Genomic DNA, 25,628 nt, shown 5'->3' on the forward strand with positions numbered 1-25,628 from the left:
TTCCATGACGATGGCATCCGCCCCCGGCTCCGCCACCCTGACCCGCGACGCGGCGGGCGAACGGCTGTCGATCTCGGGCGACTGGACGCTCGCCCACTATCCCGCCCTGCAGCGTCGCGCCAACGAACTGGCCGGATCGATCGGGGCGGACGTCGCCGTCGACATCGCGCGACTCGGGGCGATGGACACCTCCGGCGCCTTCGTCATCGCCGAACTGCTCGGCAGTGCCCGCACCCAGCAACTGGCCCAGCATGAGGACCTGCCCGCTGCGCGGCGCGCGCTGCTGAAGACCGTGGGCGACGCCATCGACACCTACTGCAAGGGCGTGAAGCGCAAGCGCGACGCCGGCTTCGTCGAAGCACTGGAGCGGATCGGCAGGTCGCTCGAAGGTTTCTGGAAACAGACCGCGAAGCTGCTGGCTTTCATCGGGATCACCCTGCAGGGATTTCTCGCCACGGTCTGGCAACCGAAGCGCTGGCGGGTCACCTCACTGGTGTCGCACATCGAGCAGACCGGTCTGGACGCGGTACCGATCCTGGCGCTGCTCTCCTTCATGGTCGGTGCGGTGGTCGCCTTCCTCGGCTCGACCGCGCTGGCCAGCTACGGCGCCAGCATCTTCACCGTCGATCTGATCGGCTTCGCCTTCCTGCGCGAGTTCGGCGTCCTGCTGACCTCGATCCTGCTCGCCGGCCGGACAGCCAGCGCCTTCACCGCGCAGATCGGTTCGATGAAGGCGCGGGAAGAGATCGACGCCATCCGGACGCTGGGCCTGGACCCGGTCGAACTGCTCGTTCTGCCCCGCGTGCTCGCTCTGCTGATCGCCCTGCCCCTGCTCACCTTCATCGCCATGATCGCCGGCATCGTCGGTGGCGGCGTGGTCTGCATGGCGGTCCTGAAGATGTCGCCGTCGATGTTCCTGTCGATGTTCCAGGCCGACATCTCGCTGACCCAGTTTCTGGTCGGCATCGCCAAGGCGCCCGTCTTCGCTTTCATGATCGGGGTGATCGGCTGCATGGAAGGCTTCAAGGTATCGGGCAGTGCGCAGTCCGTCGGCGAACACACCACCTCGGCGGTGGTGCAGTCCATCTTCGTGGTGATCCTGCTCGATGCCCTCGCCGCCCTCTTCTATATGGAGATGGGCTGGTGAGCGCGCGCGAGACCGTCATCGAAGTACGTGGGCTGGTCAATCGCTTCGGCGCGCAGACCGTGCACGAGAACCTCGACCTCGATGTCTACCGGGGCGAGATCATCGGCGTCGTCGGCGGATCGGGTACCGGCAAGTCGGTCCTGCTGCGGACCATCGTCGGGCTCGTTCGACCGGTTGCCGGTGAAGTACGGGTCTTCGGGGAAGACCTGCTCTCGCTGCCGGCGGAAAAACGGTCGCTCGTGGAGCGTCGTTTCGGCGTGCTGTTCCAGAGTGGCGCGCTGTTCTCGTCGCTGACGGTCGCCGAGAACGTCGCGCTCCCGCTCGTCGAACACGCCGGCCTGGACCGACTGGACGCGCAGCGGCTGGCGGGCGTCAAGCTGGCCTTGTCCGGACTGCCGGTGGATGCGGGTCGCAAGTATCCGTCGCAACTGTCGGGCGGCATGATCAAGCGCGCGGCACTGGCCCGCGCGCTGGCGCTGGATCCCGAGATCCTGTTTCTCGACGAGCCGACCGCGGGACTCGACCCGATCAGCGCGGCGGCGTTCGACAGCCTCCTCGTCACCCTGCGCGACGCGCTGGGTCTCACCGTTTTTCTGGTCACCCACGACCTGGACACCTTGTATTCCACCTGCGACCGCGTCGCCGTGTTGTCGCAGCGGCGCGTGCTCGCCGCGGCGCCGATCGATGAGGTCGCCCGCACCGACGACGCCTGGGTCCAGGCCTATTTCAACGGACCGCGCGGTCGCGCGGCCACCCTCGCCGCCCACCGAGGCAAGGACTGAGTCATGGAAACACGTGCCCACCACGTCTTGATAGGACTGTTCGCGGTCCTCGTCGTCCTGTTCGGCCTGGCCTTCGGGGTCTGGCTGGCCAAGGCGCACTCCGATCAGGAGTGGAACTATTACGACATCGTATTCAACGAGGCGGTCACCGGCCTGTCGAAGGGCGGCGCGGTGCAGTACAACGGCATCCGCCTCGGCGATGTCACGCAGCTGCGTCTGGATCCTGAAGACCCGCGCCGCGTGCTGGCCCGTGTCCGCCTGACCGGCGACACACCGTTGCGCAAGGACACGCACGCCAAGCTGGCCGTCACGGGTGTGACCGGTGTGGCCATCATCCAGCTTTCCGGCGGTTCGCCCGGCAGCCCGCTGCTGGTGGGTCATGACGGCGAAGTGCCGGTCATCATGGCCGACCCGTCCCCGCTCGCGCGACTCCTCGCCGGCGGCGAGGACCTGATCACCAACATCAGTCAGGCCGCCGCGCAGGCCAAGGATCTGCTGTCCAGGGACAACGTGCAGCGCATCGAGCGCACGCTGGACCATCTGGACAAGACCACCGCGGTCATCGCCGACGAGCGCGAGGACATCCGCTCGCTCATCAGGCAGCTGAATACGACGACGCAGGAAGCGAGCGCCACCCTCGCCGAGAGCCGCACGCTGGTGCACAACGCCAACGGTCTGGTCGAAGGCCAGGGCAAGGCGACGCTGGAGAGCGCGCAGCGGGCGATGGCGTCACTGGAGCATTCGATGGCCTCGGTCGATCGCCTGCTCAATGACAACGCCGACGCGATCAATGGCGGCGCCGCCAGTCTGGGCGACCTCGCTCCGGCATTGCGTGAGCTGCGCGACACGCTGGGTTCGCTGCGCTCGATTACCCGCCGTCTCGACGAAAACCCCAGCGGCTACCTGTTCGGCCGCGAGAAGACCAAGGAGTTCACGCCATGAGCCGTGCCCGCTTCGCCGCTCCACTGCTCATCGCCCTGCTGGCCGGTTGCTCGATCCTGCCGAAGGCGGAAACGCCACGTATCTATACGTTACCCGCGGCGCCCGGCGCACGACCCGCCGTCTCGGCGGCGACGCCAGTCAGCTGGTCGCTACGTATCGCCTCACCCAATGCGCCGCGCGCGCTGGACAATGCGCGCATCGCGGTAGTGCCCGAAGCGAACACCATTACGGTGTACGCGGGAGCGCGCTGGGCGGACAGCGTGCCGCATCTGGTTCGCGATCGCTTTGCCGATGCGTTCCGGGACAGCGGGCGTGTTTCAGCCATCAGTACCGATGACAGCAATCTGGGCGCGGACGTCGAACTGGGCGGGTCGCTCGCCGCGTTTCAGACCGAGTATGTCGGTGGCGCGCCGGAAGTCGTGATTCGTTTCGATGCGGTTCTCGCCAGTACGCGGAAGCACCAGATCGTCGCGTCGCGACGGTTCGAGGTGCACGAGCCGGTCAGCGGGAAAGAAGTGCCGCAGGTGGTCGAGGCGTTCGGGCGGGCGATGGATAAGGTGTCACGGGATGTGGTGAGCTGGACGTTGGCCTCCCGGGAGCAGGAGCATCGCTAACCCGGCTGGCGACGCTCGCCAATGTCACGAAAGGTCAGATTGAGCCGAGCCTCCGCCACCCGCTTCCTGACCGGCAGCTCGTGCTTATAGAGCCGCTGGGTCTCTCCGCCCATCCGTAACAGGCTGCCATGCGGCAGCGCGATGGCGACTGGCTCGCCCCCTGTCTTCGCGCGGAAGCGAAACGTACGCTCCGCTCCCAGGCTGACCGAGGCGATCACCGGTGCCGCGCCAAGCTCCGGCTCGTCATCGCTGTGCCAGCCCATGCGGTCGGATCCATCGCGATAGAGATTCGCCAGCACGCTGTTGAACGGCGCATCGCACGCCGCCGCCACGCGATCGCGCAACGCGAGTAACGCCGGCGTCCAGGGCCGCGGCGCGAAGCGCGTCCCCGAGTAGCGGTACGTCGCCGCTTCGTCGCCGATCCAGGCACTGAGTCGCGGCGAGTCCACGACCCGCCCGAACATGCGGATACGGTGAACCTCCCAGGGCAGACGGTCACGCAGCTCATCGAGCAGCGCGTCGGCTTCCTCGCGCGGCAGCCAGGCCGGCGCAAACGTCACGTCGGCGCCGGGCAGATCGATACGCTGCCAGTCCGGAATCAGGCGGGCTCCACCGGGTACGTGGGCTCGGCATCCAGCGACGACGCGCAGACAGCGGCCAGTTCGAGCAGACGCAGGTCGGAACCGCGTGCACCGATCAGCTGCATGCCGATGGGCAGGCCGTTGGGCAACGTACCCATGGGGATACTGACAGCGGGGCAACCGGCCAGGCTGGCGAAGCCGCACAGATCCGCCTGCGACGCCGGGACCGGGCCATCCAGCGGGAACGCGCCCTGCGGCGTGGTCGGAAGCACCAGGACGTCGACCTGAGCGAACAGACGGCGCATCTTCAGCGTCGCCGCGTCCAGGACGAGATCGGCCGCCGCGTATTCAGCGGCGGATTTCTTCGTCGCAAAACCGACCATGTCGCGGAAAGCGTTCGAGACCGGGTAGGCCTCATCGGCCAGCTCGGCGGCGAAGGTGTTGATCATCTCCGCTTCCATCAGCAGCAGGCCGGCACGACGCGTCTTCGCGAAATCCCAGTCGGAGAAGTCGACACTGCGACGTTCGCCGAGCTCGCCCTGCAGGCGCGCCAGCGCGGCCTCGAACACGTCGATCACGTCACGCTCGACGCCCACCGCCGCCAGATCGGGCAGGAAACCGGCACGCAGGTTGCCCGGCTCCCAGTCCGGCGGCGAGAACGCGACACGACGGCGACGCGAGCGCGGATCGTCCGCGTCATAGCCGGCGAGCGTCTGCAGCAGGACCGTCAGGTCGTCGACGCCGCGCGCCAGCAGGCCCACCGCATCGAGCCGCCGCGCGGCCGGTACCAGGCCTCGCGCGGAAATTTCGCCGTGCGTCGGCTTGAGGGCGTAGATGCCGCAGTAGCTCGCAGGAACGCGGATCGAACCGAGGCTGTCCGAGCCGATGGCGGCTACGGCCATGCCGGAGGCCACCGCCGCGGCCGCGCCGCCGGACGAACCGCCCGCCGTGTAACCGAGCCGGTGCGGATTGTGCGTCGCGCCATGAAACGGGTTGTTCGTGGTAAGGCCGAGCGCGCCTTCATCCATATTGGTCTTGCCAAGCAGCACCGCGCCTGAGGCACGCAGGCGCGCCACGACATGCGCATCCTCCTCCGGTACGACGGTGCGGCGCCGCATACCCGCGCGCGTCGGCACGCCGGCGACGTCGAAATTGTCCTTGATCGCGATCGGCATGCCGTCGAGGCGACCGATCACACCGTCCCGGCGACGCCGGTCGGCGGCCAGCGACTGCTCCTGGATCAGGGAAACGCTGTAATCGGAAAAAGCATTCAGACGCGGGTTCAGACGCTCGATCGCGTCCTGGTAAACGTCGGACAGGGCCTGGGGCTGGACCCTTCCAATAGCCAGCCAGTGCAGAATCTGCAGTAGCGTGGCGCGGCGCATGTCGTTATCGGCGACCGGCGGCATCGTATTCATGAACTCTCCTTGCGCTGGGGACGATTATGAACGCGATATGTGAAAGTGATGCAAGGCTTAATGACGCGAATGTGTTTGAAACGCGCCATTTGCCCCTCTGGCGGCGAAAACGGACAATGCCAGGTCAACCCTCCCCAGCCAGCCGAGTTTGAGTGAGCCAGCCATGAGCGAACGCGAAACCATGGAATACGACCTCGTCGTCGTCGGGGCCGGCCCCGCCGGTCTCGCGTTCGCGATGCGTACGAAACAACTCAATCCGGAGATCACCGTCTGCGTGATCGAGAAGGCATCCACGATCGGCGCGCAGATTCTCTCTGGCGCGGTGATCGAGACGGCGCCCCTCGACCGCCTGCTACCGGAATGGCGCAAGGCGCCCCCGCCGGTTTGCGTGTCGGTGACGAAGGACGAGTTCTGGCTGCTGCGCGACCACGCCTCGGGCAGCAAGCTGCCGGTGACGCCGCCGCAGATGAACAACCACGGCAACGTCATCGTCAGCCTCGGCGCACTCTGCGCGTGGCTGGCGCCTCAGGCGGAAGCGCTGGGCGTTGACGTCTTTCCCGGCTATGCGGCCGCCGAGGCGCTGTTCGACGAGAGCGGCGCGGTGAACGGCGTGCGCATCGGCGACATGGGCGTGGCACGCGATGGCACGCACAAACCCGGCTATACCGAAGGCATCGACATCCGCGCGAAGGTCACGGTGCTGGCCGAAGGCTGTCGCGGACACATCAGCAAGGCGCTGATCAGGCACTTCGACCTCGATAAGGACAGCGACCCGCAGACCTACGGCATCGGCATCAAGGAGCTCTGGCAGCTGCAGCCCGGCCGCGGCGAAGCCGGCAAGGTGGTGCACACCGCCGGCTGGCCGCTCGCCAACGACACCTACGGCGGCAGCTTCCTCTATCACCTCGACAACGATCGCGTGGCCATCGGCTTTGTCGTCGGCCTCGATTATCCCGATCCCAAATTCTCGCCGTTCGAGGCGTTCCAGCAGTTCAAGCACCACCCGAACGTGAAGGGCCTGCTCGAGGGCGGCACGATCGTTTCCGCCGGCGCGCGTGCCATCGTCGAAGGCGGCGCGCAGTCCCTGCCGAAGGTGGAGATGCCGGGCGCGATCCTCATCGGCGACTCCGCCGGTCTGGTCAACGTGCCCAAGATCAAGGGCACGCATCAGGCGATCGCCTCGGGCATGCTGGCCGCGGAGCACCTCGTGGCATCGCAGCTCTCGCCCGCCGGCTGGGATGCGGCGTTGCGTGACTCGGCGGTCGTCGCAGAACTGAAGAAGGTGCGCAACATCCGCCCGGGCTTCAACAAGGGTCTGTGGTTCGGCCTGATCAACGCCGCGTGGGAAACCGTGACCGGCGGCCGCTCGCCGTGGACGCTGAAGAACCACGCGGACTGGTCGTCGCTGGGCAAGCTCGGCCAGTACGAGACCCCGAAGAAGGACTACGTCGACCGCACACTGGCACCGCGAGACCGGCTCGCCAGCGTGTACTTCGCCGCGACCGAGCACGATGAGGACCAGCCGGTGCACCTGAAGGTGGCCGACACTTCGATCTGCATCGACCGGTGCACGACCGAGTATGGGAATCCGTGCGAGAAGTTCTGCCCGGCGGGCGTTTACGAGATGGTGCAGGATGAGGGCGGCAGGCGGCTGCAGATCAATTCGGCGAACTGCGTGCATTGCAAGACGTGCGATATCAAGGACCCGTATCAGATCATTACCTGGGTGACGCCTGAGGGCGGGTCCGGGCCGAATTATCAGAATCTTTGACGATCAGAGGCGACCGAGCAACGCGGCCAGCACGAGGCCCGCGTTGCCGATGGCGGTCTGGCGATAGAGCCCCGCACGGGCGAAGTTCCAAGCGCGTGGCAGCAGCCAACCCGACCGACCGGCAACGAAGCGATCGAAGCGCTGGCGATTTTCGTCGCTGAGATCGTCGCGCATTCCTGCCAGCAGTTCGACATTGAAGTCGTTCCACTCGCGATGGCGGCCACCGACCATGTCGGCCATGCGGCGGAGGCGTGCGCCGAAGCCCGCGTTGGAACCGATGATGTTTTCGGCGTGCTGGCGATAGCCGATGGTCGGCTCGCGGTCGTAGACGACCAGGCCACCCGCGCCTGAGACGACCAGATACGCCCACCAGTCGTGCGAGACGACCTTCGCTGTCTCCGGCGCGCGGCACATGAGCGCACGGGCACGCCGGTTGATCAGCATGGTGTTGCCACCGGCCAGACTCTGTACCAGCGCATTGGCGAAGGATGGACGCCGGGCGAACAGCGGCGACATGCCGAAGGGCTTGCCCGCCTCATCGACGAGGCGGGACCTGCCGCCGTAGAGAGCCGCCTGCTCCTGCCCTGCCGCGACGATCGCGGCGAGCGCTTTTTCGAGCTTGTCCGTATCCCAGATGTCGTCCTGGTCGCTGAAGGCCACGTAGTCGCCATCGATACCTTCGCGGTGAAGCATCGACATGAAATTACGCGAGTAGCCAGCGCGCGGGCCTTGCCACAGAACCATGCGGTCGGCGCCGAGGCGTTCGCGATAGGTCAGCAGGATGGCCAGCGTGTCGTCGGTCGAGCCGTCATCGGAGACGTGGATCGTCCAGTCGGTGTGGGTCTGGGCGATGATGGAGTCGAGTTGTTCGGGGAGGTGGTGGGCGCCGTTGTAGGTGGCCAGGAGGATGGCGATGTGGGGGGTGGTGGCGGGCATCAGCCGACTCTCAGGAGATCGCGCAGGGCGGAGCGGATACCGGTGCCGAAGCGGGTGTAGCGGCCGGTGGACCACTCTTGGATGACACTGGGGACGCGGTGCCAGAGGGATTGAGTGCCGATAACGAGGCGCCGACGCAGATGGTCGCGCATGGAGCGAACACTGTCGATATGCTCATTCGAGGCATCCACCTCCTCGAAGCGTGCGATGAGGACACCCAGCCGATCTGCGGTATTTGTGATGGTCTCATTACGCGCTCTGAATAGGTCGCTTACCCGCTGTTTCACGCTGCGCCGTGCCACCCCAATCTGGTTTTTCGGGTGCTGCCGATAGTCAATAAGGCAATCGGCGACAATGGATACTCGCCCGGTAGCTGCAGCAACTACGACCAACCAAGCATCATGAACCCACTCTTGGGGAAGCGGCTGCGCCATCGTCAGAAGCGAGCGGCGAAATGCTGACGCGGCGCCTGTCGCGAGGTTGCGGCGCAGATAGACCTCAAACGCTCCTCCGGAATCGATACCATCGAGTTCACGTTTTGTCACTTCCAGCGCATAAAACAAACAATGTCCCAGATAGCCCCCTCCCTGATCTACCAGCCTTGCGTCTGAGTGCGCAAACAGCAACGCCGGATCGTGCTCGAACGACGCCGTCATGACGGCGACTTTGTCGGCGTGCCAAACATCATCCTGATCGCAAAGGAAGATCACATCTCCCACCGCCGAGCGCAACGTTCGCGAAAAATTCTCTACGTAACCGACCCGGCGTGCGTTCCGAAACGCAATAGCTGTGATACCGCGACCTTCCGCCCGAGCAACAAAGTCGCAGACGAGCGACCAGGTCTCATCATCAGACGCGTCGTCCCCGATTACAATCTCATCAGGAGTGCGACTCTGAGCGAGAAGGCTATTCAGCTGCTCGGCAACATAGGCCTGACCGTTGTAAGTGCAAACGACGACGCTGGTTTTCAGCGGACGTCCCTTTGGGGCAGCGGAATGACTCATCGACCGTTAACGCCTTAACAGGATACCTTTGAATCATCTCAGATTTCGACCGACTTCCGGACATGGTGCGCCTGCGCAATCTGCGTCAAGCCCAGCTACAATTCAGAACTGGTCCGACCGAGTCGTCTCAAGCCGGTCGCCGCTACCTCTTAAGTGACACATGGAAAAATCCAAGTTGGTCAGGACCGTCATTTTCCGAAGCTTACGTGCAATCTTCCGCGCGATCCCCCTGAATGAATCGACACGCATTCGCATGCGCGCATGGTTCATACGCACGCTGGGCATTCTTGCGCCGTCACACCAAGGTCTCGCTCCCCACGATGAAGGGCATGCGACTACCCGCCGACCATTTGATCAGGCGGCCCATCGCGCAGTGACGTTTCAGAGCCGCAACGTCGAGCCACTGCCACCGACCCTGCCCGCAACGATAGTTGCGTTTTATTTGCCTCAGTTTCATCCCATTCCTGAGAACGATCACTGGTGGGGTGCCGGGTTCACGGAATGGCGGAACGTTGGCCGAGCTCTCCCACAATTTGAAGGGCAACTGCAGCCGCGAGTTCCTGCGGATCTCGGGTATTACGACTTGCGAGTGCCCGATGTCATGCGCAAGCAGATGCAGTTCGCTCGAGAGTACGGCGTGGCGGCCTTCTGCATGTACTTTTACTGGTTTGCAGGTAAGACATTGCTCGAGCGGCCACTCCGCCAGTGGCTGGACGACCCTACGCTCGACCTGCCGCTATGTCTCTGCTGGGCTAATGAGAACTGGTCGCGACGCTGGGATGGGCTCGAGGACGACATCCTCATCGGCCAGGAGCACAGCGATGAGGACGATCTGGCATTTATCGAGTACATATCGGTCTACCTGAAAGATCCTCGCTATCTTCGAGTGGACGGGAAGCCAATACTTCTCGTCTACCGCCCGGGCCTTTTCGCAGATGCGGCCGCTACCGCGAAGCGCTGGCGCGAATGGTGCCGCAACAATGGCGTCGGTGAGATTCATCTCGCATATGCCCAGAGCTTTGACCGGATGCCTCCAGAGGCTATCGGCTTTGACGCTGCAGTAGCATTTCCTCCGAACCAGGCAAATCTCACGCCCGTGACAGGGCAGTTTCGTCTGATCAATGCCGATTATCAGGGACATATATTCGACTGGCGTGATCTCGCGACCAAGGCCATGGAGGCTCCCGACCCGTCGTACCGACTGTATCCCTGCATCAATCCAGGCTGGGACAACGAGGCCCGGAAGAGCGGCAAGGGCTTCAGCTTCGTTCGTGCGACGCCCCGCGCTTTCTCAGACTGGGCGCGCTCCGCGATAAGTACTGCGCGCCGGCGTTCTCCCACAGCCCCCCTTGTCTTTGTCAATGCATGGAACGAGTGGGCCGAGGGCGCCATTCTGGAACCCGATGCGAGGTTCGGATTTGCATGGCTTGAAGCGCTGCGCCGGGCCATGTCTCCACCAATGCCCCGGACGAGCCGTCCTTGTGCAGTGATTCACGTCTGGTACCAGGAGCTTCTCGAGGAGATCATCACGGTTCTTCGCGAGACCGGGCTTTCCTTTCGGATCATCTTGACTGTTCCTACGGAACGGGAGAGCGCTGTACGGCGCGAGGCGACGAGGCTCGGGCTGGACGCAGAATTTGTCGTCTCCCCGAACCGGGGGCGAGACATTCTGCCCTTCCTGCGGCTAGCCACGCGACTGCTTGACGAAGGCGAAGATGTTGTACTCAAACTGCACACTAAGCGGTCGACCCACCGGCAGGACGGGAGTGCGTGGCGCTCGGAACTGCTGGAACGCCTTGCATCGCCGAGTCGGGCACATGCCGTTGTCCGCGCATTCGCCGATGACAAAATGCTAGGCGTCGTCGCTCCCGAAGGACACGTTCAGCCATTGAGTTTCTATTGGGGCATGAATGCAGCCAACGTGGCTTACCTTTGCGCACTCATGGGCATAAATCAGCCGAAAACCGAAGAGGACTCCTTCGTGGCAGGCAGCATGTTCTGGTGCCGCCTCTCTGCCCTGACTAGTCTCATTGACGCGCCCCTTTCGGAGGCAGAATTCGAATCTGAAAGCGGGCAAGTGGACGGCACCATGGCTCACGCTGTCGAACGCGTCGTTTCCCTGTCCGCACTGCAATCTGGCTATAGGCAAACGACAGTCGCGTCGCTTATTGGCGAGCCGGAACCGGAAGGGCCGTATGCCTACGCCAAAAAAGCGTAGGCGCAAACTCCTGCGGTATATCTCTCCCCGGACTAGAATGTGCATCCAACCCACGCCTGGAACCAGCCTTCCAGGCGATTTCACAGGAACCCCGAATGAAGATTCTTGTCGGCTACAAGCGCGTCGTGGACTACAACGTCCGCATTCAGGTTAAGCCCGACGGCACCGGTGTGGTCACGGACGGCGTCAAGCTCTCCGCCAACCCGTTCGACGATATCGCCCTGGAAGAGGCCCTGCGCCTTCGCGAGAAGGGCGTGGCCGAGGAGGTCATCGTCGTGGGCATCGGTCCCGCCGACCTGACGGCCCACCTGCGTAACGGCCTGGCCATGGGCGCCAACCGGGCGATCCACGTTCAGACCTCGGACGCGGTGTCCCCGCTTACCGCCGCCCGTACCTTCCTGAAGCTGATCGAAAAAGAACAGCCGGGTCTGGTGATCCTCGGCAAGCAGGCCATCGACGACGATGCCAATCAGACCGGCCAGATGCTGGCGGCCCTGTGGGATCGACCCCAAGCGACCTTCGCTGGCAAGGTTGAGATCGCTGACGGCAAGGCCACGGTCACCCGCGAGGTGGATGCCGGCCTCGAGACGATCGAAGCCGACCTGCCCGCCGTGATCACGACGGACCTGCGTCTCAACGAACCGCGCTTCATCAAGCTGCCGGACATCATGAAGGCCAAGTCCAAGCCGATCGATGTGATCGAACTGGGCTCCCTGGGCGTCGACGCAGCAGACCACATCAAGACCACTCACTACGCCGCCCCGCCCAAGCGCAGCAAGGGTGTGATGGTGAAGGATGCCGCCGAGCTCGTCGCGGCCCTCAAGCAGAAGGGCCTGCTGTAAAGCAGCCGACCGGAGAATCGATATGTCCAAGATCCTCGTTATCGCTGAACACCTCGACGGCAAGCTCAACGGTGCCACTGCACGTGCGGTCAGCGCCGCCTCGGCCGTCAAGCCGGAAGCCATCGACGTCATCGTCCTGTCTGACGCTCCGGATGCCATCGCCGCGGAAGCCGCGAAGATCGACGGTGTCAGCAAAGTACTGACGGTCGCCCGCTCTGAAAACGCCCATGCCCTCGCAGCCATCCTGGCTCCGCAGATTGCCAAGGCGGCGGCAGGCTACAGCCATGTGTTCGTCCCCTCGACCACCTTCGGTAAGGACCTCGCCCCCCGCGTGGCGGCTCTGCTGGGCGTCTCGCAGGTCAGCGACGTCATGACTGTGGAAGGCCCGCACAGCTTCAAGCGCCCGATCTACGCCGGCAACGCCATCGTCACCGTCGAAGTGGACGCGGCCTCGACTGTCGTCGCAACGATCCGCACGGCCTCGTGGCCGGCCGCCGCCTCCAACGGCTCGGCTTCCGTCGAGGCCCTGACGATCGATGCTGCCCTGCCCTCGCACACCCGCTTCGTGAACCTGCAGCAGGGCAAGAGCGACCGTCCAGACCTCCAGGGTGCGCCGAAGGTCGTTTCGGGCGGACGCGGCGTGGGTTCGAAGGAAAACTTCGACATCATCTATAAGTTCGCCGACAAGATCGGTGCGGGCGTGGGTGCGTCGCGTGCGGCGGTTGACGCCGGCTACGTTCCGAACGAAATGCAGGTCGGCCAGACCGGGAAGATCATCGCTCCGGAGCTTTACATCGCCATTGGTATCTCGGGTGCCATCCAGCATCTGACGGGGATCAAGGACGCAGGCACGATCGTCGCCATCAATAAGGACGGTGAGGCGCCGATCTTTGAGATCGCGGATATCGGCCTTGTCGGGGATCTATTCAAGATCCTGCCGGAACTCGAGGCTGCTCTTTAGTAGGCCTTATGGGTTGAAGGTCGGACGAATCACCGTTGCGGCCGCCGACATTCGCACGGACATCGCGTCGTGCGTCGTCCGATTATAGATAGACAGATCGCCTGTATTCTCCCTGCGCTCGTGGGCTGAACGCTCACGAGCGACTCCTTGGCCGCGACCGTAGCCGTACAGCCACGTAGCTCCCACATCGGGATCTCGCCTCATAGACCGCTCGCCTTGGCGCCGTGGCGGATTCCAAATGCAGCGCTGTGCTATGTTCCCGTGAAAATCATTAGGCATCGCCTTTGATTCTTACAGGGAGTTATTTATGTCGTCGATTGGCGAAACGCTGCGATCACACGAAGGTTACTGCCCATGCTGTCGCTCCGCGACCAACTTTACGGTGCACGGTACATGGTTGCGCGAGGATTACAGATGTGACCGATGCGGTTCAATTCCGCGGCAGCGGCATTTAATCACCGTACTCGATCTCCTCTATCCTCGCTGGCGAAAGCAGCGTCTGCACGAGTCATCGCCTGCCCCTCCCATGCTGGTGCACCACAGCAAACGTTACGAGTCCTCTCAATATCTGCCCGGCGTGCCCCTAGGGTCGGTAAAGGACGGTGTCAGGTGCGAGAACATCGAAAAGCTTACGCTGAAGGACCGCAGTCTTGATCTTTTTGTCACACAGGATGTTCTTGAGCACGTATTCCGACCCGATTTGGCACTTCGAGAAATTCAACGAACCCTCAAGCCCGGTGGGGCGCACATATTCACTGCACCCAAACATCCCGATCTTGCAAAGTCGCGCTGCCGCGCCGTATTGCGCCCGTCCGGCGACATCGAGCACTTTCTTCCGGAGGAATACCACGGCAGCCCAGTAGGTGACGGAAGGGCTTTAGTTACCTGGGATTACGGCTTCGACTTTGAGCGCGTCGCAAGCAACTGGGTAAATTCTCCCGTCGTAACGTACAACACGATCGACCGCGACAAGGGCATAGAAGCCGAGTTCAACGAGGTCTTCGTGATCATGAAACGATGAACGTATTTAGTTTCGTCGAACTCGCTTATGAATAGCCCGGCGGGGAACCGTTGAAATATCGTACCCAATGAAAGCCAGTAGAAGCTGAAGCCCCCAGATGAGACTGACTGCCGTGATCATAATGGTGCCAACAGGGGTCGCTCGACCGCCAGATGCGGACGAAACCCAATGGCCACCACCAAAAATCGCCGCAAAAGCGAGCAGGATCATGGAAAGAACCAGCTCGACCGAAGCAAGTGACACGTCACGAAGAAAATAGTTATAAAAAATACGCTTAAAGAAATTCTTCGCGTGTTTAAACAAGAATTCGCCCAAGATACGGCGAATATGCAGATTGCTGACCTCGTCGCCATATTTCGCATCCATCGGAATATCGACTACAGCCGCCCGCAATGTATTCAGGCGAAACATGAGATCCGTTTCAAAAAAATACCGTTGGCTTATACGATCATAGGGCAGCTGGCGCGCGACGTCGGAATGTATGGCCGTATAGCCGTTCGTCGGATCAAAGATATCCCAATATCCCGTCGATAGCTTCGCCATAAACGAGAGTGCGGCGTTCCCGAATATCCGCATTGGCGGCATCGCGCCAATGTTCTTCAAATCGAAGAAACGGTTTCCCTTCGTGTAGTCAGCCTCGCCTCGCGCAATCGGCAAGGCAAACTCGGGAAGAAGTGAGGCATCCATCTGCCCATCACCATCGACTTTTACGATGACGTCGACTCCTGCAGCCACGGCGGCGCGGTACCCGTTCATAACGGCACCACCCACGCCCGCGTTCTGCTCGTTAAAAAGCACCACGACACGGGGATCCACGAAAGTTGACTCAACGAGTTTCCCGGAGCCCTCCGGACAACAATCATCGATCACGAACACGTGATCGCAGTATGGAAGCACTGATCTCACCACATCAACGATGTGCCGCGAAACCTTATAGGCAGGGATTACGACCGCTACTCGGATATCTTCGAGGCCAGCAGCCTTCGCGATTGGCACAACATGGGTCGCTGTCATCGATAAATCCAATATTTGGAGATCAGGTAACTCGCTACAGCCAGTACGGCTTCAATCGCGGGTTTAACCAACCACGAAGCCTCAAGACCATAGTGCCATCTAGCAGCTTCGAGGATCGCGGTACTGAAGAAGGTCGCGACGACCCAAAATGCTGAAAAACGCAAGAAATGACTTCGCCCAACACGACCATCAGCGCCCGGAAATGTTACTTTTCGATTCAACCAGAAGCCCAGGGATGCGCCACTCATGCGCGCGATTATGTTCGCGACGGCCACAGGCAACGTTCCGTAGGAAAGTACAACGTAGACAATCCAGTCGAGCGTGAGCTGCGCCCCCCCGACCGCCAAAAAAAGGACAACCTCAACGAGCCACATTGGTCTTCTGCGCAAGAAACGCCTGAGCGCACGAGGGCACCGCTCAACGATCCAATGCCCATGCGTCGGCTCTTCTTCAGAGGACATGGCGGCGCCCGTCCCAGTCACCGCCCTCGCTGGTAAGGAAGCTATCTTCACGGCCAACTCCGTGGCGGAAGATGCCCACGGCATACCGGACTGGCGACCTAGAAGTCACAGGTAAGGACAAACGATAGTGAACGTCGCCGCTGGGGGACAACAGCGAATCTTTATAGGACACGTACGCCTGCTCAATTTCACCTGCATCATCCATCGCATGCACGAACACCGTCCAGCCCGAACCGGGCTCTGGCAACGCTTTTTGTTGATGAATGTAAATGTCAAACAACCTTGTGCCGTCCGTGTTCGCACTTACCAGAACAGCGTCCATCAAAGCCACCACCTGCCCGTCCCAGCGCAGCTCGAGGGGCGCAGCTAGCCTGTTCCCAGACAACCCTTGCGCTTCGGCCGGAGAGAGGAAGCTACGCTCGGTAAATCCATCGAGGAACACTTGTCGGAAAATGTGATGCGGAAGCAGATCACGAGAAGCTGCCGTCGCCACCTTCATCGGATCCACGATCTCCAAGACCCGAACACCGTCGTCGGAAATAATCCGAACACCCGACGCCTCATTCAACGAAGATAACCATGCGCGGACGACTACCTGCTCCTTGTCGAAGTCATCCGCCACCGGCAGGCTGGCAGAGGCCTGATCTGGGTGTTCGTAGGGCTCGAAGACAACGTATTTCGCCCGTATCACCTCATCTAGACGATAAGCGTGCTCGCGCACCCAGTCGATCGGCAGCGCGGGGTTAGAGTTTCCGCCCTTCAAACCCAGGACGCGATTCCAATCCATCACCGCCTCGAATGCCTTCACCTTCGGAGCAACGCCGCAGTAATACACGATACTACTATGCGAAGGATCTGCCGCAAGAATGGATGCAAGTGCCCGCCCCTGCGCGACCTCAGCGGCATGGAGATTTGTTGAAAGATTTGTGCCGACGATTCTTTCGAGGCGCGGTGACGGATTCGCGCTGAGCAGAAGCCAAGCAATGATAACGGTTGGTACCAGAAGAAGTGCACTGCCTGCAGTGACCAGCCTTGGAAACGTAGCGGAAGAATGCGTCAATGCTGGTAGCGCCGCCGTAAGCGCCATGATCGGAAAGGGGAAAAAGTATCGGACGTGCTCTATATTGGTTTGGCCCAACCACAGCCAGAACCCTCCAGCCAGGCAAACGAGCGCAACGCCTAGCCGCTCCCATTGGCGCTGCCAGACGGTAAATCCTACGGCCGCGATCAGAATGATCGTCAACGGTACGCCGAATGCGAGATGGAGCTTCGCAAAGATCTGGCTCACCGTGGGAGAGGTGACCTGTGCAGCATGCAGCAGCTTCATGCTACTGAGACCGTAAAGGTAGTTCTCCTTTGAGAAATACGCGGAGTGATACAAAACCAGCGCTGTGGACCCGTAAATAACGAGGTATACCGATATGCCCTTAAGCAGGGCCGCGCGCGCCAAGTTACGCCTCAGCGTGGCGCCCAATCCCATAAGCCCCCAGGAGCCAGCTATCAGCAACATAAGAGTTAGCCCAGCGGGCTTAACGAGAATGGTCAGAACGGCCAACGACGCGGAAACAAACGTGTCGCGCATCCAGGAACTCGGCTTCGCACGAGTCGCAAATGCCATCGCGAGAGCGCCGAGTGCACCAAATAGCGTGTCGACGAAGCCCCACGTACCCATGATGGGCACGCCTTCGGCCGACGCGAACTGATAATACGATGGGAGGCTTCCTGCGACGATCAAAACTATGCCAACGAACCACGTCTCGCGTGCATTACGCCATGCGTTGCGCCCGGCCACGATAGCCAGCGAGAGTACGAGAATCACTCCCGGCAGAAATTCCGAAAGAAAATAGAACGGTCTGAAGTCTTCCGTAAATCCGTACGGATGCGTGAAGAAAACTGTGCCGAACGGACGGATAGGTGGTTCGAGATTGAATGGATTAAAAAGATGGCCGGAGCCGACTGCGGCCCAGAACGCTTGCGCCTTCTGAACGTACGACAATGCATCAAAAACCGGAGGCTCGGTTTCACGGCTGGCATATGCCCAGATGCCGTACGCCGAAATCGCAAACCAGGCGAACAGGATCGCAGTAATGAATCGACGGACGCGAGGCTGCGATGAGTCGAAGCCTTGGCTTGAAGTGATGTTCATGTGAGGTCAGAAGCCGAGCAAAGATGATGCGGTAGTAACTCTTCACCTGAAGGCACTGTTCCAGGGTGAAAGTCGATGCGAAATTCCTTCATGCGGCGGACGCCTTCGGCGATTGCTGATTTCTGAATCGCGCATACAGCCGCCTGCCCACCTTGATGGAAGGCTCTTCGACCAATCGATAAGTAACGTAGGAAATAAGACTAGCGACCGCCAGAGTCAATGCGAGACAAGCAGCGAGAGCAAGCGACGCCCTCGGTACGTGCGAGTAGATATTACGGTACGCAGGGGTTAAGAAGTAGATGACCGTGGGATGAATAAGGTAAAGCGAGTAGCTGATCTTTCCCAAAAACATAGTCAACCTGTTCACAAGCAGTGACCATGGCCAGAGACAAAGTCCACATACGGCCAAACCGTAAACAACGCCCTGCCAGTAGTATTGAGCGCCGAATATATTCGGTAGCCAGGATGAAAGAAGCGCCATGTATAGAAACATAGCAAGCAACACAAGCATGGCACCTAAGGAGGCTTGAGATTGAGAACGTGAACCTGACTTCAAATGCGTTTGGAGGGCATAGAAGCAGATGCCTCCGATGGCAAATATCGGGAGATGGCGCAATACGAACCACTGAAGGACCGAGGCGCGCTGCACGTCGCTAAGGGGGACCATTGGCAGAAAAACAATAAGGACGTTCCAGGCGATGAGAGTCACCAGGAAGAAGGCGATCGCCCCGTAGATGGTTCGCACGCGCGCGTAAATCGCAGGAAACGCTGCGTAGAACAGCATTTCGACGCCGATCGTCCATCCTGCCCACACAAAGCTCTCCTGATGTCCAGGGATAAGATTAAAGATGAAGGTGACCATTCCGGCAACTTCCCAGCCTGAATGAGAGACGCCGAACACGAGATAGTCTCGCAGCATTGAAGCCAAAACCACTGCGTAGAAAAGCGGCGCTATTCGAAACAGCCTGTGCAAGTAAAAGCTGATGCGGGGCGTTGGCTCCTTCAACCGCGACGGCATGGTGTAGAACAGTGAGAAAGTGCTCGCAACAAAAAACAACGTCACGCCGGAGCCGCCATTTCCGGCAAACGCCGCCAGCCAAGGTGGGACTGGGAGGTTCGGCATCGGCAGCAACACCATGTGGTACAGCACGACGTAACTGGCAGCCAGCCCGCGCAGGGCGTCCATAAAGTCAAGACGGGGACGCGATGTGACAACGCGCTCTTCCACGCTGTCCAACTCGATCCTTTGTGCCTCTGCCACGGACAGCCGATTCATTTCTTCACCTGTTCTTCCCCCAAGAAAACCTGCGCGTACGCACGGCCGCCCCACTCGTAGCGCGTGCCTACTCCGGCGCGCGACTTTGCTTCAGCCACTTCCAGGCCAACTGAATTCCATCTGACAGGGTCGTGCGCGGCGTCCAGCCAAATACGTCGCGGGCACGAGACACGTCCAGTACAACTCTTTTTACGTCAAAGCTTCGCGCCTCCATGCGAACGATCTCGGGCATGAAGCCCGTCGCCGAGGCTATCGCGGCGACGATATCGTTTACCGACTGTCCTTGACCGCTCCCAACGTTGAAGATCCCCGTTTCACAGCGCAGGACCGCGAGGCAAAGCATGTCGATGAGATCGTCTATGTAGAGATAGTCTCTGACTATCTCGCCATCTCCCCAGATGGGAAGGGTCTCGCCCGCCAAGATTTTACCAAGAAAGGAAGCAATAAGGCCTTGGACTCCTGTGGATAGCTGACCCGGGCCATACGGATTGGACGGCCTGAGAATGACTGATTGGATCCCATACAAGGAGCGATACATCGACAGATACTTCTCGATAGCAACCTTGACGACGCCATAAGATGAGATCGGATTTAGCTCGTGGCTTTCTGGAATCGGCTCCTCTATGGGATCGCCGTAGACCGTGCCCCCAGATGAAAGGTAAACGATGCGGCCGACGCCAACTTGGCGCATGGCCTCCAGAACATTGATGGCCCCGACAAGATTTTGTTGGACATCGCCAACAGGATCGAGATTTGAAGTACTGGGCACGGTACTGCTGGCACAGTGCACCACCACATTCACACCATTTAGCGACTCAAGAATCGCCCCGCGCTCCGCTAGTGATCCCCTGCGATAGTCGATTCCCTGCCAGTCAAAATCAGGTCGAGGGATGCCCGCATCCAAAATGCGAACATCCACTCCCCGCCCACGCAGCCGCTCGGTCAGGCGCGACCCGATAAACCCGTTTCCACCAATAACCAATACAACCACGTGCGCGACTCCAAATAACTTCTTGCGAAGTATACCCATGACTACCCGCCACCCTAGTACTAGCCTAGGGTAGCGAGCATCCCGCCACTCAGGGACGGAAGTGCGCCAAGTCAGGTCGAGCCCCTAAGGTAGGGCTGGCTGGAGATGCCATGCCAAACTGCTGATACAGCCCCTCTGCGTACTGCCATGCACGCTCGGCTTGCCCAACGGGAACATCGAAACGGCTTCGGGCTATCTCTTGCACCCTGAGAATTTCTTGGAGGTGCGGCAGTTGATCCGACCCGAGCGTTATGCTTGCGGCATGCCGTCGATGGTGGTTCAGAGCCTTCGCCGTGAACGCGACGCGTCCTCCAGAGGCGACCAGCATGTAGGTGAGCCAATCCCCAGCGATCCTGAAAGACGCAATGTCTTCAATCTCCTGCTCGAGCACCTGCCGCACCGCTGTCGTACGGAAAACCACGGCGCTTACGTTTGGAATGGTGTTCTTGATTGACAGCGCAGTGGCAATTTCATCCGCCCCATCATTGACATAATCGGCTCGCCATCGATGACCGTCGACGTCGTTCGTATACCCAAGGTAGTCGTCCGCTATCACATGACCTCCATCATCAATCTGCCGGGACTGAGAAAAGGAGAGGACGACGCCCGGGTCACTGATCATCACCGGCAGGACTTCCTGAAGGAATCTCGGCTCGCACGCATCATCTGCCTCCGCGATCCAGAGATACTCACCCTGCGCGAGCTGGGCGCCACGCATCCACTGGCGAAAGACGGAGCCGCTATTAATCGTATTGGCAACGACAACAAATTCGGTGTCCAGGGTCGGACGCAGTCGGTCCAGAGCATCTATGCTGCCGTCCGTCGAACCATCGTCGAGCACGATCAACTCATAGACAGGTAGCGTCTGGGCGTCGATCGAACGAAGCCGCTCGCCTAGAAGATGCGCGTAGTTATAGTTCGGAACGACCGCACTAACCTTTGGAACCGGCAATCCGCATGCGTCCAGCAAGGTAAATACGTACCGTCGAAACGAGAATTCGGTTGCGACCAAATGCATTCCAACGTCACCGAGGCGCTTAAGAAGCTTACCGTCCAGGAGCACATTCGCTACAGTGGAAGCCAATGAGCCCGATGTCTGCTCGTGGACCAACAATCCGCATCCACGACTCAGAATGTCTCTTGCTCCTCCCGAGGAAGCGAACGCCACCACCGGAAGTCCTACAGAAAGCGCCTCAAGCACGACGGAAGGAAACGGATCCTCTCGAGATGCAAGGACGTAGAGATCAGCTCCGGCGTAATAGTCCGCCGTATTAAAGTCCATCCCCACAAAATGAAAGTTATGTGAGAAGCCAGCGTCCGAGATCTTCGGTGTCAGCGATGCCAGGAGATTGTCATCGGCGTGTCCCACCCAAACGAATTGAACGTCATTCCGGGACGCTAGAATCTGCAACGCCGCCTCGACGAAGAGATCGGCGCCCTTGCGTAGATCGGCATAGCCAACAGACAGAACAACCTGATCACTGGAAGCAATACCGAGTTTCTCTCGTAAGTTCGCCCGAGGAATAGCCCGGTCCCGCATTCCGCGCCAGGGGCTTCGCGTAAAAAGGCCTTGCGGACGAATCTCCGAGGCCGTGTCTGGAACCTGAGCGAACTGAAGAAAGCCGTCGCGGACAACCTCGGAAGGAAACAGAACACGACGCGAAACAGCCGCGATGACTCTCGCATGCTCTTCCACATGGTATTGCCTGATGACGCCCGGCATTTCATGAACCAGGGTCGCGATTTCAATTCCAGCATCCGCCATAGCGCCGGCGAAGAGACCGGAAACGGTCGAATTTACTACGGCATGACTGGCCTTCGCCGCCAATCGATCAACAAGTTCCTTTGCCTCCGCACCATCCTGCGGCAGACCGGCCAGAAGATGCACGTCCCCGAATCTACAGAATTTCTCTATAAGAGGACCTTCTCCTAAACAAACGATGTCTAGCTGGACGTGAAAAACCTCGCGTAATTCTCGAGCGATATTTAATGTGAGGTACTGTGCGCCGTGCGGATGGGCGTCGTGCGTTACAAGAATCAGCCGCCTGGAAGGTCCTAAATCGCCATGCGCGCTTACCAATGCATCACGGGTAGCTTGCAGAAACGCGTAACCATAACGACGATCTGGTTCAAGGTGAGCACCTTCGGCCCACTCGTTCCAGGCATTAACGAAAACGATCTTTTCGCCTTCGACAGGATGCCTGCGCGCAAAGTCGAGCCCTTGGCGCAACCAACGTCCATAGCGCTCGGGCGTGGCTCCGTGAAAAAGATATCCGCGGCCGGGCTTCCGTGCTTCGTTATCCCACGAGGGAAAGACACCGCGGAACAGATTAAACCCTTCGTCTTCGACCTCTGCGGCTCTGTCGCAGATCGCTTCGTAGTCAATGACGGTACCCGCAAAATCCGAAGCCAACCCATCGATCTCGTCGTTGATCGCGGGGAGATTTCTTGCCAGTTTATGAGGTGGGAATTCAATCGCCGCATCGAAGCCGTACGTGCGAGGGTCGTCTACATCGAACTGGACCATACCCATGAAAATCTCGCCCACGCCAGCCTCGCGGCAATATTTGCGCCAACGCCCTACTGTCGCTGCCGCATCAGGCAGCACAGAGGGACGGTAGACCACAATTAGCGGCTTCCCATTTACGTGGATATAGCGCTTGTCACGAAGCAGGGGAATCAAGGCTTCGATAAAGGCAAGGTCGTCGGCTTCAGAATGAGCCTGGCCAATGAGAATCTCACCGTCCATACCATCCCAGCGTCGCGTCCAGTTTTCATTTGCCCAGCAGATGCAGAAAGGGAAATCGATATCACTTTCCAGAAACTGATTAACCGGCCGCTCGAGAAGACGACGCCCCCCGAACCAATAGTAGTGAAAGCAGAATCCGGCTATACCGTAGAGCTTGGCGAGATCAACCTGCTGACGCATCACGTCGATCAAACGCAGATCGTAGAACCCCAGCTCCCCCGGAAGCTGGGGCTGATGATGTCCCGGGTACTGAGGCCGGGCCTTGGTGACATTGGTCCATTCAGTGAAGCCACGCCCCCACCACGCGTCATTCTCAGCGATGGGATGAAACTGGGGTAGGTAGAACGCGATCAGGCGGACATCGATCTCCCACGGCCGAACCGGGGACGCAGCGATCGAAACGTACTCGTCGGCCGCAGGAGTCGAGACAACTCGTGCCTGTACAGACTCTGGGGGGAGGCTGCTGGTAGCTTCTTCAGCTTCAGGCTCTCCGACGCGTGATCGACCACTACGGAAGTGCTCGATGATATTAAGGATTGACTCCTTCAGGCGGCGCTTTCCCTCATGATTTCCAGGCATGGCGCGGAAGGCGGCACGGGCGGCACGCCCTGCCTCAATGCGAAGTCCACCGGGCTTCAGGGAGCGTCTCGCAATGCGAAGCGGAGCCATCAAGCGCCAGCTCTTTGACGATAAGACGGAAGCCAAATGCGACTGAAGCTCAACATACGAGTGCTGTGTCGCGGCATGCGCGTGATGCACGAACGCTATGTCGTGCCGTAAGGCGTCAATCTCATCAGAAAGCTCACAGCTCCGCCGCTGTTGCGCGTCTCGCTCGCAGGTTGCGGTTGCAAGCTCGGCGCGCAGAGAGCCCAGCTCGGCAGCAAGCTCCGCGTTTTCACGCTCTCGCAGCAGAACCAGACTTTCAAGTGCGCTCTCCTCCACGACTCGGCCAGCCTCGGTGAGATCGCTAAAGGCGCTGGCACGAGCCTCACTTGCGGCATCTATCACGAGCGAGGTCACATCGGGCATCACCGCCACTTCGAACGCACCGAAGTCACGCGATGTAAAGTCGGCGCTCACGCCGAAGGCTAGTTTCCTAAGGACGCCATCGAGCTCAACATAGCGCTCGATGTCAGCGGACGATATGCTCATACCCCGCGCAGCCAGGACGTCGAGCATCACCTCACGAATAAATCGGTGGCGCTTCAGTGCGGGGGCGGCAATCGCCGTTAGCGATGCCATCGCAACCGTGATAGCTCGATAGGCAAGGTAACCGTACTCGACCCCTGCCTTCCACTCCCATTCAAGATCAATGAAGTGCCAAGCACCTGACGCACTCCGCATCAGATTGCGCGGAAGGGCGTCGATCGCCCAATCCGGGAGCATCGAATGCACGTGGTGCGGGCCCCGCACCCCATGTGTCAGCAGCAGCTCATCGAGTGCCTCTTGCCACTCGCCGAGCCACTCAGCGACCTCCGCAATCCCCCAACCCTGCGCCGATACGATTCGCTCAAAGCGATCGCAATGATTGGCGCCCGGAATATATGGCTCATCGGCGATAACGAGCGATATTGGACGCATTTGCTCACTATGACTATCCGGCGCAAGCCTCGTTTTCTTGACATTAATGCCAGCTTCAGTCGGGACGAAATCGACCTGCTTGCAGTAGGGAGGCAAGCGCTCAGTTGAAAAGTGGTGCGCGATAGCACCCGATGTAGCCCACGCCGCCGGGACTGTTCCTTTTCGCGCAACAAAGAGGAACGAATTTGCGAGATCAGGAAGCAAGTGATTTCGACCAACCACACCCCATGCCTGCCCAAGCGAAAACAAGGGCGCATGGATCAACTGTGCGTCGGCTGCCACGCTCTGTCTGGCGAAAGCGGATGCGTCAAACGATGGGTAGGTGGAATCGTACGACCGGGGAAGCAATACCGATGTTGGGAGCTTATAATCGGGAAACGGCAGGGCCACTTCCACAGAACCGAACCCGGCCTCGGCTAGCAATCCTGATAGCTCGACGCGGCCGTACGTCGTCGCCGTGCCTTCGCCGTAGAGATCATTGATACCGAACATCGCCTTCGCGAGGTGATCTTCAGGCATGCCCGCGAGGTATTTAAGACCCAGCTGGTTCTCGATCGCAATGACAAGATGCCCGCCGTCGTTGAGGCTTTCGTACGCCTTCTTGAGCCACGTAAGCGCTGGGTTGGTACCTTTACCGAAAATCGAGGAGTACTCAAGCACGCCGATCAAGGTAACCGCGTCGAATTTCTCATCGACCACAAGGTCATCAAAGACTTCGTTGACGATGTTCACGTTTGGAAGATCCCTGCATCGCGACGCGGCGATGGCAGCCCGACGCGGACTCCCCTCAATACCAACGACATCGCCACCGAGCTCGCCAAGAAAGCGTGAAATAGCTCCACAACCCGAACCAATCTCCATCGTGGAGCCGGACAAAATGGAAGCCAGGGGCCTGAGCAGGTTGGCGCGCGTGGCACTCAGATGATATCGGGATGCCCAGTCCGTCTGAGCGGCTTTCAGTTCGTAAGAAAAAAGCGAAACATCGCCCGCCGCCGCAATAATGTCGTGAATCCGATTTTCGGTCTCATCACCATCAGAGTAGGCAAAAGCCTCCGGCTCGCCCTTTCGGAGCCAGAGATTCGAATGAAGATCATAACGCGCCGCCAACGATGCTCTCATTGTTTCTTTCATAAT

General features: G+C 60.2%; 19 protein-coding genes. 9 read left to right on the plus strand and 10 right to left on the minus strand.

What is annotated here, in order from left to right:
• Positions 1–4: 4 nt before the first annotated feature.
• The 4 genes from B5X73_RS18310 to B5X73_RS18325 are packed head-to-tail and all read left to right on the plus strand — an operon-like array spanning position 5 to position 3,485.
• Complete coding sequence (locus B5X73_RS18310; RefSeq protein WP_079522833.1) at positions 5–1,147, plus strand: ABC transporter permease; 1,143 nt, start codon at positions 5–7, stop codon at positions 1,145–1,147.
• Complete coding sequence (locus tag B5X73_RS18315; RefSeq protein WP_176167890.1) at positions 1,144–1,929, plus strand: ABC transporter ATP-binding protein; 786 nt, start codon at positions 1,144–1,146, stop codon at positions 1,927–1,929. Before B5X73_RS18310 ends, B5X73_RS18315 begins: the two co-directional genes overlap by 4 nt.
• Positions 1,930–1,932: 3 nt before the next feature.
• Positions 1,933–2,871, plus strand: a complete 939-nt coding sequence (locus B5X73_RS18320; protein ID WP_079522835.1) for an MlaD family protein — start codon at positions 1,933–1,935, stop codon at positions 2,869–2,871.
• Positions 2,868–3,485: an ABC-type transport auxiliary lipoprotein family protein gene (locus B5X73_RS18325; protein WP_079522836.1), complete on the plus strand. Its 618-nt coding sequence runs from the start codon at positions 2,868–2,870 to the stop codon at positions 3,483–3,485. The genes B5X73_RS18320 and B5X73_RS18325 overlap by 4 nt, the downstream gene beginning before the upstream one ends.
• Here the strand turns inward: B5X73_RS18325 and B5X73_RS18330 are convergent.
• Positions 3,482–4,045: an alpha-ketoglutarate-dependent dioxygenase AlkB family protein gene (locus tag B5X73_RS18330; RefSeq protein WP_254857333.1), complete on the minus strand. Its 564-nt coding sequence runs from the start codon at positions 4,043–4,045 to the stop codon at positions 3,482–3,484. The genes B5X73_RS18325 and B5X73_RS18330 overlap by 4 nt on opposite strands.
• Positions 4,046–4,083: 38 nt before the next feature.
• Positions 4,084–5,484 carry an amidase gene (locus tag B5X73_RS18335; RefSeq protein WP_043692484.1) on the minus strand — a complete coding sequence of 467 codons (1,401 nt, stop codon included), beginning with the start codon at positions 5,482–5,484 and terminating at the stop codon, positions 4,084–4,086.
• 163 nt (positions 5,485–5,647) lie between these two features.
• On the opposite strand from B5X73_RS18335, the gene B5X73_RS18340 reads away from it, so the two are divergent.
• Entirely contained in the window at positions 5,648–7,255 is a 1,608-nt protein-coding gene (locus B5X73_RS18340) for an electron transfer flavoprotein-ubiquinone oxidoreductase (protein WP_079522837.1), read from the plus strand.
• Positions 7,256–7,258: 3 nt separating this feature from the next.
• On the opposite strand, the gene B5X73_RS18345 is transcribed toward B5X73_RS18340, so the two are convergent.
• Both B5X73_RS18345 and B5X73_RS18350 read right to left on the minus strand, forming a co-directional pair.
• A complete protein-coding gene (locus B5X73_RS18345; RefSeq protein WP_079522838.1) occupies positions 7,259–8,191 on the minus strand; it encodes a glycosyltransferase family 2 protein in 933 nt (310 codons plus the stop codon).
• A complete protein-coding gene (locus B5X73_RS18350) occupies positions 8,191–9,195 on the minus strand; it encodes a glycosyltransferase family 2 protein (protein WP_079522839.1) in 1,005 nt (334 codons plus the stop codon). The genes B5X73_RS18345 and B5X73_RS18350 overlap by 1 nt, the downstream gene beginning before the upstream one ends.
• A gap of 160 nt (positions 9,196–9,355) precedes the next feature.
• On the opposite strand from B5X73_RS18350, the gene B5X73_RS18355 reads away from it, so the two are divergent.
• The 4 genes from B5X73_RS18355 (at position 9,356) to B5X73_RS18370 (ending at position 14,237) form a co-directional block, all read left to right on the plus strand.
• On the plus strand, positions 9,356–11,413 hold the full coding sequence (locus B5X73_RS18355; protein ID WP_036115732.1) for a glycoside hydrolase family 99-like domain-containing protein: 2,058 nt from the start codon (positions 9,356–9,358) through the stop codon (positions 11,411–11,413).
• A 95-nt stretch (positions 11,414–11,508) separates the two neighbouring features.
• On the plus strand, positions 11,509–12,255 hold the full coding sequence (locus B5X73_RS18360; protein WP_036115734.1) for an electron transfer flavoprotein subunit beta/FixA family protein: 747 nt from the start codon (positions 11,509–11,511) through the stop codon (positions 12,253–12,255).
• Between the two features lie 22 nt (positions 12,256–12,277).
• Positions 12,278–13,216: an electron transfer flavoprotein subunit alpha/FixB family protein gene (locus B5X73_RS18365; protein ID WP_036115736.1), complete on the plus strand. Its 939-nt coding sequence runs from the start codon at positions 12,278–12,280 to the stop codon at positions 13,214–13,216.
• Positions 13,217–13,742: 526 nt separating this feature from the next.
• On the plus strand, positions 13,743–14,237 hold the full coding sequence (locus B5X73_RS18370; RefSeq protein WP_176167891.1) for a methyltransferase domain-containing protein: 495 nt from the start codon (positions 13,743–13,745) through the stop codon (positions 14,235–14,237).
• A gap of 6 nt (positions 14,238–14,243) precedes the next feature.
• Here the strand turns inward: B5X73_RS18370 and B5X73_RS18375 are convergent, their stop codons facing one another.
• From B5X73_RS18375 to B5X73_RS18400, 6 genes are all read right to left on the minus strand, one after another.
• On the minus strand, positions 14,244–15,251 hold the full coding sequence (locus B5X73_RS18375) for a glycosyltransferase family 2 protein (RefSeq protein ID WP_051943943.1): 1,008 nt from the start codon (positions 15,249–15,251) through the stop codon (positions 14,244–14,246).
• Positions 15,248–15,712, minus strand: a complete 465-nt coding sequence (locus B5X73_RS18380) for a GtrA family protein (RefSeq protein WP_176167892.1) — start codon at positions 15,710–15,712, stop codon at positions 15,248–15,250. The genes B5X73_RS18375 and B5X73_RS18380 overlap by 4 nt, the downstream gene beginning before the upstream one ends.
• Positions 15,702–17,858: a hypothetical protein gene (locus tag B5X73_RS18385; protein ID WP_036115743.1), complete on the minus strand. Its 2,157-nt coding sequence runs from the start codon at positions 17,856–17,858 to the stop codon at positions 15,702–15,704. The genes B5X73_RS18380 and B5X73_RS18385 overlap by 11 nt, the downstream gene beginning before the upstream one ends.
• An 88-nt stretch (positions 17,859–17,946) precedes the next feature.
• Positions 17,947–19,134, minus strand: coding sequence for an acyltransferase family protein (locus tag B5X73_RS18390; RefSeq protein WP_051943946.1), 1,188 nt, complete (start codon positions 19,132–19,134; stop codon positions 17,947–17,949).
• 67 nt (positions 19,135–19,201) lie between these two features.
• Complete coding sequence (locus B5X73_RS18395; RefSeq protein ID WP_254857334.1) at positions 19,202–20,164, minus strand: NAD-dependent epimerase/dehydratase family protein; 963 nt, start codon at positions 20,162–20,164, stop codon at positions 19,202–19,204.
• Between the two features lie 49 nt (positions 20,165–20,213).
• Complete coding sequence (locus B5X73_RS18400) at positions 20,214–25,625, minus strand: glycoside hydrolase family 99-like domain-containing protein (protein ID WP_176167893.1); 5,412 nt, start codon at positions 25,623–25,625, stop codon at positions 20,214–20,216.
• Positions 25,626–25,628: the final 3 nt, after the last annotated feature.

The organism is Luteibacter sp. 22Crub2.1, assembly GCF_900167995.1.
Lineage (GTDB): Bacteria > Pseudomonadota > Gammaproteobacteria > Xanthomonadales > Rhodanobacteraceae > Luteibacter > Luteibacter mycovicinus.

Excerpts from the sequence above, each read along its gene's own strand:
- B5X73_RS18310 (WP_079522833.1), top strand. The coding sequence starts at position 5 with ATGACGATGGCATCCGCCCCCGGCTCCGCCACCCTGACCCGCGACGCG.
- B5X73_RS18320 (WP_079522835.1), top strand. The coding sequence starts at position 1,933 with ATGGAAACACGTGCCCACCACGTCTTGATAGGACTGTTCGCGGTCCTC.
- B5X73_RS18325 (WP_079522836.1), top strand. The coding sequence starts at position 2,868 with ATGAGCCGTGCCCGCTTCGCCGCTCCACTGCTCATCGCCCTGCTGGCC.
- B5X73_RS18335 (WP_043692484.1), bottom strand. The coding sequence starts at position 5,484 with ATGAATACGATGCCGCCGGTCGCCGATAACGACATGCGCCGCGCCACG.
- B5X73_RS18340 (WP_079522837.1), top strand. The coding sequence starts at position 5,648 with ATGAGCGAACGCGAAACCATGGAATACGACCTCGTCGTCGTCGGGGCC.
- B5X73_RS18345 (WP_079522838.1), bottom strand. The coding sequence starts at position 8,191 with ATGCCCGCCACCACCCCCCACATCGCCATCCTCCTGGCCACCTACAAC.
- B5X73_RS18350 (WP_079522839.1), bottom strand. The coding sequence starts at position 9,195 with ATGAGTCATTCCGCTGCCCCAAAGGGACGTCCGCTGAAAACCAGCGTC.
- B5X73_RS18355 (WP_036115732.1), top strand. The coding sequence starts at position 9,356 with ATGGAAAAATCCAAGTTGGTCAGGACCGTCATTTTCCGAAGCTTACGT.
- B5X73_RS18360 (WP_036115734.1), top strand. The coding sequence starts at position 11,509 with ATGAAGATTCTTGTCGGCTACAAGCGCGTCGTGGACTACAACGTCCGC.
- B5X73_RS18365 (WP_036115736.1), top strand. The coding sequence starts at position 12,278 with ATGTCCAAGATCCTCGTTATCGCTGAACACCTCGACGGCAAGCTCAAC.
- B5X73_RS18370 (WP_176167891.1), top strand. The coding sequence starts at position 13,743 with ATGCTGGTGCACCACAGCAAACGTTACGAGTCCTCTCAATATCTGCCC.
- B5X73_RS18375 (WP_051943943.1), bottom strand. The coding sequence starts at position 15,251 with ATGACAGCGACCCATGTTGTGCCAATCGCGAAGGCTGCTGGCCTCGAA.
- B5X73_RS18380 (WP_176167892.1), bottom strand. The coding sequence starts at position 15,712 with ATGTCCTCTGAAGAAGAGCCGACGCATGGGCATTGGATCGTTGAGCGG.
- B5X73_RS18385 (WP_036115743.1), bottom strand. The coding sequence starts at position 17,858 with ATGAACATCACTTCAAGCCAAGGCTTCGACTCATCGCAGCCTCGCGTC.
- B5X73_RS18390 (WP_051943946.1), bottom strand. The coding sequence starts at position 19,134 with ATGAATCGGCTGTCCGTGGCAGAGGCACAAAGGATCGAGTTGGACAGC.
- B5X73_RS18395 (WP_254857334.1), bottom strand. The coding sequence starts at position 20,164 with ATGGGTATACTTCGCAAGAAGTTATTTGGAGTCGCGCACGTGGTTGTA.
- B5X73_RS18400 (WP_176167893.1), bottom strand. The coding sequence starts at position 25,625 with ATGAAAGAAACAATGAGAGCATCGTTGGCGGCGCGTTATGATCTTCAT.